Origin of the sequence: Glaesserella parasuis (assembly GCF_002015085.1) — a bacterium.
Lineage (GTDB): Bacteria > Pseudomonadota > Gammaproteobacteria > Enterobacterales > Pasteurellaceae > Glaesserella > Glaesserella parasuis.
Window position 1 is genome coordinate 108,706 of record NZ_MUXW01000005.1, and the last position, 11,266, is coordinate 119,971.

The following is an 11,266-nucleotide window of genomic DNA, read 5'->3' on the forward strand; positions in this document are numbered from 1 at the left end:
AGTTGTGTCTATCCCTATCTGGTACAATAAAGGATAGACATAACTTTAAGTGCTATTTAATAGACTCTAGTTTTTTAATTAAAATCTCTTCTGGCATAGCCTGAATTTTCCGCATAAAGTAGAAAAATAGCCCTGCGGCTAAACTTAAGCAGACACAGAATGTCAGCCAAAATCCTGTTGCCGCCATCGGCTGAACGATCCAATCGGTGCGAGCCAAAATAGTGCCTAGTGGCATTCCGATTAACCAGTAGCAAATTAAGGTTGTCAGCAAAATAGGTTTGGTATTTTTATAACCACGCAAAATGCCATTGCATACCGCTTGGATAGAGTCGGGGATTTGATAGATCGCTGCAAAAATCAATAAACTAGATGCGATTGCAATAGAAGTCGGATCGCTGGTAAAGGCATAGGGGATCAGATCTTTGAGCAGTAAAATCACCATTGCCAGTCCCATTGCGACCATTGCACCCGTAAAAATGGCGTGATAAGTCAGATATTTTGTTTCTGCAACACGCTTTTCTCCCAACGTTTGCCCAACTAAAATGGTTGTGGCAATGCTAAATGAGAGTGGGATCATAAAAAAGAGCGAGCTGGTTTGTAAGGCAACCTGATGGCTTGCCACCACTTGTGAGCCAAGCGGTGAGATAATCAAGGAAGATGCCGCAAACAGCATCACTTCGGTAAACAGTGCAAACCCTATCGGTGTACCAAGTTTGAACAGTTTGCTTAAGGTTGCTTTACAGGGTTTTTCGATCCATTTTTCAAATAGACGAATATCCTTTTGTGCTGGGTTGGTATAACAATAGTGTAAAATCAGCCCAAACATTACCCAGTTTACGATTGCCGTTGCCACACCACAACCGACCGCCCCTAATTCAGGCATACCCAGTTTGCCGAAAATAAAAATATAGTTGAGTGGAATATTTAAAATTAAGCCCAAAAAGGTGATGTACATCGCTGGTTTAGGGTTGGATAGTCCGTCGTTAAAACAGCGTAAGTTCACCGCAAGCAAGGCTGGAATAATCCCGACACTTAAAGCGGTAAGATAATCTTGTGCTTTTCCTGAAAAGACTTTTGGGGTATCCATCAGATCTAAAATCAAATGGGCATTGAGATAGATAAAAATTAACGGCAGGCTGAGCATCAACACAATCCAAACGCCTTGACGGATTTGATGTGCAATCAAGGAACGTTGGCTCGAACCGTTTAGATAAGAAACCGTTGGAGTAATCGCATTTAATATCCCCAACACAAATAAAAACAAGGGAAAGTAGATCGAATTACTGACCGCTATCGCCGACACATCATCATCGCTGACTAACCCAGCCATAATAATATCCGCCAGTCCCATTCCCGAAGCAGCTAATTGAGAGATGAAAATCGGGATCGAAAGTTTGAATAATTTTTGCGTATTTTCAGGATATTTCTGCCATTGAAAGTTCATTCTATCTACCTTTTAAAATTCAGGTTTCGCTTCAAATGTCATCAGTTCTTGCGTAACTGGGTGCGTAATGGTTAATGCTTCTGCGTGTAAACAGAGCCTTGGCGATAGACTTTTTGCCAACGGATTTGCATAAAATTTATCCCCTACAATTGGATGACCTAAGGCTAAACAGTGTACGCGTAATTGGTGTGAACGCCCAGTATAAGGGGTTAATGTCACCCTTGTGGTGTTATTGGGATAATGTGCAAGAATTTCATAGAAAGTAACCGCTTGTTTGCCCCGTTCGTAGCAAATTTTTTGGCGTGGACGATTTTCCCAGTCGCAAATTAACGGAAAATTCATTGTCCCCGTATCGCCAACTTTTTCGCCTAATTTGCCCCAAACTAACGCTTGATAGTGCTTTTTCGGCTCACGTTCACGAAATTGACGTTTGAGTTCTTTTTCCGCCTGTTTGCTTAATGCAAACAACAAAATACCGCTTGTCGCCATATCTAAACGGTGAGCAGGCTCAGTAAAACCATATTTCTGTTGTACACGCACCATCGCACTGTCTTGATATTCAGGGCGATTTCCAGGAACAGAAAGTAAGCCACTTGGTTTATTAATCACTAAAATATGATTATCACAATAAACTTCGTCAAGCCAAGGTTCAACAGGGGGATTGTATTCGATTAATGCCATAGAAATTATTCACTGATTTGTAGCAAAGTCGCAATTTTAGCTTTTACTTCGCTTAACTGATGATGGTTAATTTTACCTTTAAATTTAGCGTGACGAATACGCCAGTCAAGGCTTTTAATTTGATCGGAAAGCACAACATTTTGGGGGGTACCTGCAATATTGACTTCGAAAGGATAGCCTTTTACTTTTGTTGTGAGCGGGCAGCAAATTAACAACCCTGTTTGACGATTATAAATCGTGGGCGTTAACACTAATGCTGGACGATGGCCAGCTTGTTCATGTCCTGCTTGCGGATCAAAATCAAGCCAAATAATATCACCAACGTCAGGGATATACTCTTGAGTAGTCATAGCATTTCCTTGCCAACAGGCTTGCCAAAATCGACTTCATTGTGCAAATTATCTTCAGTAATACCTGAAAGAAGTTGCTCTAAATTATATTTAGGTTTAATCGGCTCAATAATTAGGCGACCATCAACTTCTTGAATATCGACTAAACTCTCTGCCTGTAATTTCAATGAATTAGATAATAAAGCAGGAATGCGAATGCCTACGCTATTTCCCCATTTTTTGACAGCCACTTGCATATAGGTTCCTTTAAAATTATACAAAGTATAACTCTGCGGATTATAGAGAAACTGTCGCCATTTGCCAACTTTTTCTATAATTTCTATCTGTTGCAGAAATCTCTTGTTTTTTATAAAAAATAGCGTATCTTTTGCACGTTCATTTTGAACATTACAATTTATTTACATTTCTTTTGGAGAACACCATGAAACCGCTTTTTGCAAGTTTTGCAACTGCTTTCACCGCTCTCAGCGTGCTGTTTAGCTCAGTTGCTATCGCATCACCTTCCGATAAAACCTTTAAAATCAGTGCTATTCCTGACTATAACGCTGCCGAAATGACCCGTTCATTCGACAGTTTTGCTGAGTATTTAGGCAAAGAAACAGGGTTAAAGGTGCAATACGTACCTGTCACCGATTATGCTGCCGTAGTCACCGCATTCCGTCGTGGTGAAATTGATTTAGTCTGGTTCGGTGGTTTAACGGGGGTACAAGCTCGTGCCAAAGTGCAAGGTGCTGAAGCTATCGCACAACGTCCGCAAGATGAGAAATTTAAGTCCGTCTTTATCAAGCAAAAAGGCTTAGATAATGTGAAAGAGATTAAAGATGTTAAAGGTCACACCCTTGCTTTTGGTAGCGAAAGTTCGACATCAGGTCATTTAATGCCTCGCTTTTTCTTAACGGAAGCTGGAATTAACCCTGAAAAAGACTTAGACGCTCAACCGACTTACAGTGGTTCGCACGATAAAACCTACGGCTTAGTAGAAGCAGGTTCAGTGCAAATCGGTGCAGTAAATAAGCAGTACTGGGATAAAATGGCAAAAGAAGGCAAGGTTAATCACGATAAAGTCGAGCTTTTTTACACCACACCAGATTACTATGATTACAACTGGACCATTAATCTTGTTGATAAAAAATTTGGTGACGGTACCAAAGAGAAAGTCAAAGCTGCATTATTAAAAGCCGATGCGTCAAGCTCGCAGGTGATGAATTTACTCTCTGCCGAGAAGTTTATCCCAACGCAAAACAGCAACTATCAAGATATTGAGAAAGTGGCGAAAGAGCTGAAGTTGATTAAATAATGTTATTTTGTAGGGTGGGTCTTGACCCACCATTTAAAATCACATTCATGTGGTGGGTCAAGCCCCACCCTACAATATTGACCTGTAAGCAACATAGACAATAATTCCTGTATGCAATCTCTCTTATCATTCCACCACACCACCAAACATTTCGGCAAGCAAGCCGTTTTAGACGACATCTGTTTAACCATTCATTCAGGTGAAATCGTGGCATTAGTTGGGCCGAGCGGTTCGGGGAAATCGACATTAATGAATAGCATTATGCGTTCCGTGCCTTTAACAAGCGGTGAGATTTGGCTGGAAAATTGCAATATTCAAGATTACCCAGATAACAAACAGTTTGCTCAACAAGTCGGTATGCTTCATCAACAGTATGATTTAGTCAAACAACTGGAAGTTATCCACAATGTCTTGGCTGGCAGGCTGAACCAGTGGGGATTTTGGCAATCCTTATTCTCTTTGGTTAAACCGCAAGAAAGACATCTTGCCGAGCAAGCACTTGCTGCCGTTGGGCTACTGGATAAAATCGATCAGCCAACTGCCGAGCTGTCAGGTGGTGAGCAGCAGCGTGTTGCAATAGCTCGTCTGTTAGTACAAAACCCTAAATTGATTTTAGCTGATGAACCAGTGTCCGCACTCGATCCTGTTAATGCACAAAATGTCTTGGCATTATTGACAGGGCTGGTGAGAGAGCAGGGGAAAACATTGATTGCCAGTATGCATTCGGTGGAATATGCCAAAGCCTATTTTGATCGTATGATCGGCATTAAACAGGGAAAAATTGTGTTTGATTTGCAAACAGAGCAAGTCACTCAAGAGCAACTTAATGTCTTATACGGATTGGTAAAAAATGAAACATAACCGACCGCTTGGACTAAATGAACGGCGAAATTTGCTTACGGGTATGTTGTTGCTTGCATTTTTGTTGAGCCTATTTGCCGTCGATAACGACAAAGGGTTGATGCATTCTGGTGGTTGGGCAACGCTTACTCGACTATTTTCCAGCTTATTGTCCCCTGACTTTTCTGCTGATTTACTGAAACTCGCCTTGCAATCCACTTGGCTCACTTTTGCTTATGCCTTGATTACACTCTCTTTGTCTATGTTTGGTGGATTTTGCTTAAGCATTTTTGCTTCTGGTGTGCTGTTTCGTTCACTCATTTTGCAGGGGGCTGCCCGTGCGATATTGGGCTTTCTACGTGCTATTCACGAATTGATTTGGGCATGGTTCTTTGTTGCGGCTGTCGGGTTAAATCCGATAGGTGCAGTGTTTGCCCTTGCTATTCCTTATTCTGGCTACTTAGGCAAAATCTATGCAGATACGTTACAAGCGGTGCCTTCCAAACCTATTTTTGCGTTAAAAGAAGCAGGGGCAACGCCGATGCAATGTTTGATTTATGGCTATCTACCCCAAGCCTTGCCGACGATGTTGAGCTATACCATGTATCGCCTTGAATGTGCTATTCGTTCTTCGTCGGTACTTTCTTTTGTCGGTTTAGGGGGGATCGGTATGCAAATTCAGCTTTCTTTACAAGATCTGAAATATGATCAGGTTTGGACATTCTTGATCTTCCTTATCGGGTTAATCGTTCTGGTTGACCGCTGGAGCTATGCCATCAGGAGCCGAGTAAAATGAGAAAACATATCGACCGCTATTTTATCCGCTATTCATTTTGGGCTGTGTTAGGACTTATCGGGCTGTCGTGGGGCTATATTCTTAAAGATCAACCCACTGCACTGAGTGAACTGTTTCGAGCGGAAAATTGGGATTATCTCACGGAATTTTTAGCTGGAATGGCTGGCATAGGTGAAGATCTTCCAGCCTATCTTGACCCTGAAATGTGGCAAAAAGCCCTATGGCTCTCGTGGGAAACCTTTGTGATGAGTATTCTGGCAACAGGGATTGCAGGCATGACAATGTTCCTTTTGGTTCTGCCGTCCGCTCGCAACGTGGCACAAGGACACTTTCGCCACAGAACATACTGGTATCACCGTGCCGCCTATTATCTCAGTCGGGGGTTATTTCTGTTTAGTCGATCCGTACCCGAATTAATGTGGGCGATGATTTTAGTCTTTATCTTCAAACCAGGGATCATTCCAGGTGCATTAGCATTAGCCATTCACAATTTCGGTGTATTAGGCAAACTGTGCAGCGAAGTGGTTGAAGATATGGATGAAAAACCGATACACCATTTAATGCAAAACGGAGCTTCGCAAAACCAAATTCTGTTTTACGGGATTTATCCTGCGGTGATGCGTGCTTTTCTCAATTACATTCTTTATCGTATGGAAAACATTATTCGGGCGACATTGATTGTCGGTTTTGTCGGGGCAAGTGGCTTAGGTATGCAGTTCAAGCTGGCGATGAGTTTTTTCCATTACTCTGAAATTACCCTTTATCTGCTCTGTTATTTGCTGTTAGTTTATGTGATCGATGCACTGTCGGCGTTGGCAAAGAAATTTATTGCAGAAAAAAATTGAATTATTTTGATAACATAATGTCTACTCTTTATTATTTTTTATTAACCAAATTAACCAAAAGGAAAGCAATATGAATTTTAATAGCATTTTAAACGGCGTTTTAAAATCTGTCGGCAACACCGCTAATCAAAGTAAATCGGACTTAGGTAACGTATTAAGCTCTGTATTGGGTTCTGCCAAAAATACTGCCGGTGAGATCAAATCGGGCAACGTAGATACTATTACCAAAGTTGGCGGCGGTGCCGCATTGGTCGGTATTCTATCGATGGTGTTAGGCAGAAACGGCGGGGCTAATTTGACTAAACTCGGATCTTTAGCCGCACTTGGCGGACTGGCTTACAAAGCCTATCAAGATTACCAAAAGAACCAAGCGACAATTCAAACCACAGAGCTGAGCCAAGCGGCTTTTGAAGCGGACAGCTCTGAAGAGAAGGGAGCAATTATTTTACGTACAATGCTTGCAGCTGCATTAGCAGACGGTGAGCTGGATGAGAACGAAGAAGCTTTAATCTTAAAAGAGGGCGGTAATGACCCTGAATTACAACAATGGTTACTGCATGAAATGCACGAGCCAGTATCCGTGAATGAAATTGCAAAAACTGTCGGAAACGACACCGCTTTAGCGGCACAAGTTTACCTCGCTGCACGCTTGGTCTGTCAAGAGCTCTCTAGAAAAGAGATCGTATTTTTATCCCACTTAGCCGAGAAGCTAAATTTAAACGAAAATTTTGTAGAACAATTAGAAAAACGGGCTGGATTCTAACATTAAACATGATTTTCCCACAAATTCACTATTTTGATAGTTGTTAATGTTTATATTATGTTTAATAAATGAGCACTTGTTTTTTCTGATAAGAAGAATAAAATAACATATTGTTTTTTAAAGGGAAAAATCAAAATATCTGGGCTAATTTTAGGTTATACACGATCATTATCCCGATCTATCACAATTTTATCCACAGGGAATGGGGATAAAAGCATATCAAATGTGAATAGAATGGCAATTTAGTCTGAAAAATGGCTAAGTTATTCTAGAAAGCAAACAAAATGAGCGATCAAATGTGTGCTTATACAGTGAAAAGGGATCAAAAATGATCGAGAACAGGAAATAAGATCTAAAGAGAGATCAAGCGGTTAGATCGTTTATCCCAAAAAAGTTATCAACAAATTTCCAAGTTATCCACAGAGTTATCCACCGTTGTGAAAAAATTTGGTTATCTTACCGCTTGTTTTCGCCTTGCTAGTTGTTCAAATAGCCGAAGTATGAAACAATCACACCATTTTCAAATTGATTAAATAAGGCGGTCTAAATTGATCGATTTCGATGGTTACCGCCCGAATGTTGGTATCGTTATCTGTAATAAGCAAGGGCAGGTTCTGTGGGCGAAGCGGTTTGGTCAAAACTCTTGGCAATTTCCTCAAGGGGGGATTAATAAGGGGGAAAACATTGAGCAAGCAATGTACCGTGAGCTTTATGAAGAAGTCGGCTTAACGAAAAAGGATGTGCGATTACTTTGGGCATCGAAGTATTGGCTGAGATATAAATTACCAAAACGGTTAGTTCGTAATGAGCAAACTCAACCTGTATGTATTGGTCAAAAACAGCGTTGGTTTCTGTTGCAATTAGTGGCAGATGAAGGGGTAATTAATCTTAAAACCAGTAAAACGCCAGAGTTTGATGGCTGGCGGTGGGTGAGCTTTTGGTATCCTGTGCGACAGGTGGTGTCGTTTAAACGTGATGTGTACCGCAAGGTGATGAAAGAGTTTGCTCAGGTGTTGATGGGTAAGCAGAAAAAAGTCGAAAGCGAGAAAAATCGAGATACCAAAGAATTTAGCCACGAGAGAAAAGAGTTTCGTACTCAACCAAAACGTGAGCTTCGTAAACCATATCGGGCGTTTAAGGAGAAAAAATAATGGTGGAAATGTTTGTCTGTTGCTTGATTTTAGGCTCAGTTGCTGGTTTTTTAGCAGGGTTGTTTGGTATCGGTGGCGGTATGATTATTGTTCCAACCCTTGTGTATTTGTTGCCTCAAATTGGTGTGCCAGATGATTTGTTGATGTCGATTGCATTGGGTACATCTTTTTCAACGATTGTGCTAACCACTTTTTCAGCGGCACAACGTCATCATAAGTTAGGCAATGTGCAATGGTCAGTTGTGAAGTTTTTTGTGCCTGCGTTGATGGTGGCGGTGTTTATTTCAGGCTTGATTGTGAGTGATTTGCCGAAAAATGTGATGACAAAAATCTTTGCTGTAATGATCCTGTATCTTTCGCTGAAGATGTTTTTATCTCTCAAACCAAAGCAGGCAGAGCCTAAGTCTTTGACTACTCAATCTACTGTGATTGCTGGGGGGATAATCGGGATATTATCCAGTTTTGCTGGCATTGCAGGCGGTGCTTTTATTGTGCCATTTTTAAATAGCAGAGGGATTGAGCTGAAAAAAGCGATTGGTACTTCTTCTTTTTGTGGTGGTTTGTTAGGATTAGCTGGGGCCATTAGCTTTGTGATTAGTGGTTGGGATAATCCTAATTTGCCACAATATGCGGTCGGTTATGTGTATTTACCTGCGTTGGTGGGGATTACGCTGACCTCTATTTTTACCTCAAAATTAGGGGCAACGGCAGCGAACAAATTGCCAGTGCCAATTTTAAAACGTGCTTTTGCCGTTTTCTTGATGTGTATTGCCGTGAATATGTTTTTAAAATAAAGGAAATTTATGTCTGAACAGTTTTTAACTTTTCCTAATATCGATCCAGTTGCGTTACAGCTAGGTCCAGTTTCTTTGCACTGGTACGGCATTATGTACCTGCTTGGTTTTGGTTTTGCCTATTGGCTTGGTACCAAACGTGCGAAAAATTCTAATGGAGTATGGAGTGTCGAACAGGTCGATCAACTGCTGTTTAATGGCTTCTGGGGCGTTGTTCTAGGGGGAAGAATTGGTGATGTGTTCTTTTATAGCTTTGACCGTTTCCTACAAGATCCTCTCTATTTATTTCGTATTTGGGAAGGGGGAATGTCGTTCCACGGCGGTTTACTTGGTGTGATTGTCGCAATGCTTTGGACCTCTCGCCGTCAAAATCGCAACTTTTGGCAAACCGCTGACTTTATCGCACCGCTTATTCCTTTTGGTTTAGGATTAGGACGTATTGGTAACTTTATTAATGATGAACTTTGGGGACGTGTGACCGATGTGCCTTGGGCGATAATGTTTCCTAGTGGCGGTTATTTGCCTCGTCACCCTTCTCAGCTTTATGAAGCAGTTTTAGAAGGTTTGGTGCTGTTCTTTATCCTCAATGGCTATATCCGTAAACCTCGTCCAGTGGGATCTGTAGCTGGATTGTTCTTAGTTGGCTATGGGGTTTTCCGTTTTATCGTTGAATACTTCCGAGAGTTCGATCCGAATGTTAATACGGCAGCAGATTTAATTACACGAGGGCAGTTGCTTTCATTGCCGATGATTATCGGGGGATTGGTGATTATGGCTGTGGCTTATTACCGACATAGGTTAAGTAATGACTAAATAAAATTAGTTTACATTTTTTATTTAGTTATATGGCAGCAGAATAATAGCTAATTATGTTTTAGGTAATCTCAATTTATAATGAATATTTTGATAGGGCGTTTCCAATAATTCTATATTGTGCTATAGTTCGCACTTTAATAATTAGCTTCTCATTCTCATCTGAGTAAGAAGCACTCAGCCCAAAAATTGTAGTAATGGCAAAGCAAGATTCGGATTGTATTACGCTTGATCTGTTTGAAAATATGCCAAAGGTTGGGCGACCTCGCACAAATCCTCTAAGCCGAGAGCAACAAGTTAGAATTAATAAACGTAATCAACTCAGGCGAGATCGTTCGTCAGGATTAAGACGGATTGAGCTTAAATTGCATTCGGATTTAGTGGTGGCATTGGAACAAGAAGCAGCGGTAAAAGGACTGTCTAGAGGGCAGTTAATTGAACTCATTTTAAACGATTATCTCAATGGGGATTCCATTGAATTAAGTAAATAGGTATTTCAAATGGCAGTTGTCGGTTTATTTTACGGTAGTGATACTGGAAACACAGAAAATATTTCTAAAATGATTCAAAAACAACTAGGTGCAAACCTAGTGGATATTCGTGATATTGCAAAAAGTACGAAGGAAGATATTGAAGCCTACGATTTCTTATTAATTGGTATTCCAACGTGGTATTACGGTGAATCTCAAGCAGATTGGGACGATTTTATGCCGACGTTAAAAGAAATTGATTTTACAGGAAAAATCGTGGGTATCTTTGGTTGTGGTGACCAAGAAGACTATGCAGAATATTTCTGCGATGCAATGGGAACTGTGCGTGATGTTATTGAACCTAACGGTGGGACTATTGTCGGTCATTGGTCAACGGAAGGTTATACTTTTGAGGCTTCACAAGCATTAGTTGATGATGAAACCTTTGTTGGCTTATGTATTGATGAAGATCGCCAGCCAGAACTCACCGAAGAACGTGTAAACCGTTGGTGTAAACAAATTTTTGATGAAATGTATTTAGCGGAATTAGCTTAATATATCTATTGGAGGATATATGTCTGAAGAAAATGTGAAACTGTTGAAAAAAGTGGGTTTAAAAGTTACTGAACCACGTTTAACAATCCTTGAGTTAATGCAAATCACCCGTGATAGTATGCAGCATTTTTCTGCTGAGGACATTTATAAATTATTGCTAGAACGTCAGTCTGAAATCGGGTTAGCAACAGTTTATCGCGTATTAAATCAATTTGAAGAAGTTGGCATTTTAACTCGCCATAATTTTGATTCGAATAAAGCTGTCTATGAATTAAATATGAACCACCAACACGACCATATTATCTGTATGGATTGTGGTAAAGTGTTTGAATTTAAAGACTCTGAAATTGAACGCCGTCAGCGTGAAATCAGCCAACAACACGGAATTGAGCTTGCAAACCATAGCTTATATTTGTATGGTAAATGTAGCAATATTCAAAAATGTGATGAAAAAGATAAAAAATAAT

At 40.5% G+C, this 11,266-nt stretch carries 15 protein-coding genes; 11 read left to right on the forward strand and 4 right to left on the reverse strand.

Translation table 11 applies throughout. The features are described 5' to 3' along the window. Positions 1-52: 52 nt before the first annotated feature. Genes B0183_RS03165 through B0183_RS03180 form a run of 4 tightly spaced genes read right to left on the reverse strand, consistent with a single transcriptional unit; the run spans position 53 to position 2,711 of the window. Positions 53-1,444, reverse strand: a complete 1,392-nt coding sequence (locus tag B0183_RS03165; RefSeq protein ID WP_005710595.1) for an MATE family efflux transporter — start codon at positions 1,442-1,444, stop codon at positions 53-55. Positions 1,445-1,456: 12 nt separating this feature from the next. After that, a complete protein-coding gene (gene rluA / locus B0183_RS03170) occupies positions 1,457-2,125 on the reverse strand; it encodes a bifunctional tRNA pseudouridine(32) synthase/23S rRNA pseudouridine(746) synthase RluA (protein WP_005710597.1) in 669 nt (222 codons plus the stop codon). 5 nt (positions 2,126-2,130) lie between these two features. Next, positions 2,131-2,475, reverse strand: coding sequence for an endoribonuclease MazF (mazF, locus tag B0183_RS03175; RefSeq protein ID WP_005710599.1), 345 nt, complete (start codon positions 2,473-2,475; stop codon positions 2,131-2,133). Next, entirely contained in the window at positions 2,472-2,711 is a 240-nt protein-coding gene (locus B0183_RS03180) for an AbrB/MazE/SpoVT family DNA-binding domain-containing protein (protein WP_005710601.1), read from the reverse strand. Before B0183_RS03180 ends, mazF begins: the two co-directional genes overlap by 4 nt. 185 nt (positions 2,712-2,896) lie before the next feature. Here B0183_RS03180 and B0183_RS03185 point away from each other — a divergent pair, with 185 nt between their 5' ends. The 11 genes from B0183_RS03185 (at position 2,897) to fur (ending at position 11,265) form a co-directional block, all read left to right on the forward strand. Beyond that, positions 2,897-3,772, forward strand: a complete 876-nt coding sequence (locus B0183_RS03185; protein WP_005710603.1) for a putative selenate ABC transporter substrate-binding protein — start codon at positions 2,897-2,899, stop codon at positions 3,770-3,772. A gap of 111 nt (positions 3,773-3,883) precedes the next feature. After that, complete coding sequence (locus B0183_RS03190) at positions 3,884-4,633, forward strand: phosphonate ABC transporter ATP-binding protein (RefSeq protein ID WP_005710605.1); 750 nt, start codon at positions 3,884-3,886, stop codon at positions 4,631-4,633. Beyond that, positions 4,623-5,408: a PhnE/PtxC family ABC transporter permease gene (locus tag B0183_RS03195; RefSeq protein ID WP_062923936.1), complete on the forward strand. Its 786-nt coding sequence runs from the start codon at positions 4,623-4,625 to the stop codon at positions 5,406-5,408. The genes B0183_RS03190 and B0183_RS03195 overlap by 11 nt, the downstream gene beginning before the upstream one ends. Beyond that, positions 5,405-6,253 (forward strand): PhnE/PtxC family ABC transporter permease, encoded by an 849-nt coding sequence (locus tag B0183_RS03200; protein WP_075592852.1) that lies wholly within the window; start codon positions 5,405-5,407, stop codon positions 6,251-6,253. The genes B0183_RS03195 and B0183_RS03200 overlap by 4 nt, the downstream gene beginning before the upstream one ends. Before the next feature lie 70 nt (positions 6,254-6,323). Beyond that, complete coding sequence (locus B0183_RS03205) at positions 6,324-7,016, forward strand: tellurite resistance TerB family protein (protein WP_021114597.1); 693 nt, start codon at positions 6,324-6,326, stop codon at positions 7,014-7,016. Positions 7,017-7,564: 548 nt separating this feature from the next. Then, positions 7,565-8,167, forward strand: coding sequence for an RNA pyrophosphohydrolase (rppH, locus tag B0183_RS03210; protein ID WP_078208315.1), 603 nt, complete (start codon positions 7,565-7,567; stop codon positions 8,165-8,167). Then, entirely contained in the window at positions 8,167-8,961 is a 795-nt protein-coding gene (locus B0183_RS03215) for a sulfite exporter TauE/SafE family protein (protein WP_021114599.1), read from the forward strand. Before rppH ends, B0183_RS03215 begins: the two co-directional genes overlap by 1 nt. Before the next feature lie 9 nt (positions 8,962-8,970). Beyond that, positions 8,971-9,774, forward strand: a complete 804-nt coding sequence (lgt, locus tag B0183_RS03220) for a prolipoprotein diacylglyceryl transferase (protein WP_021118718.1) — start codon at positions 8,971-8,973, stop codon at positions 9,772-9,774. 197 nt (positions 9,775-9,971) lie between these two features. Beyond that, complete coding sequence (gene ybfE, locus B0183_RS03225) at positions 9,972-10,265, forward strand: LexA regulated protein (protein WP_021112033.1); 294 nt, start codon at positions 9,972-9,974, stop codon at positions 10,263-10,265. Positions 10,266-10,274: 9 nt separating this feature from the next. After that, positions 10,275-10,799: a flavodoxin FldA gene (gene fldA, locus B0183_RS03230; protein WP_021112034.1), complete on the forward strand. Its 525-nt coding sequence runs from the start codon at positions 10,275-10,277 to the stop codon at positions 10,797-10,799. Between the two features lie 19 nt (positions 10,800-10,818). Beyond that, complete coding sequence (gene fur, locus B0183_RS03235; protein WP_021112035.1) at positions 10,819-11,265, forward strand: ferric iron uptake transcriptional regulator; 447 nt, start codon at positions 10,819-10,821, stop codon at positions 11,263-11,265. Position 11,266: the final 1 nt, after the last annotated feature.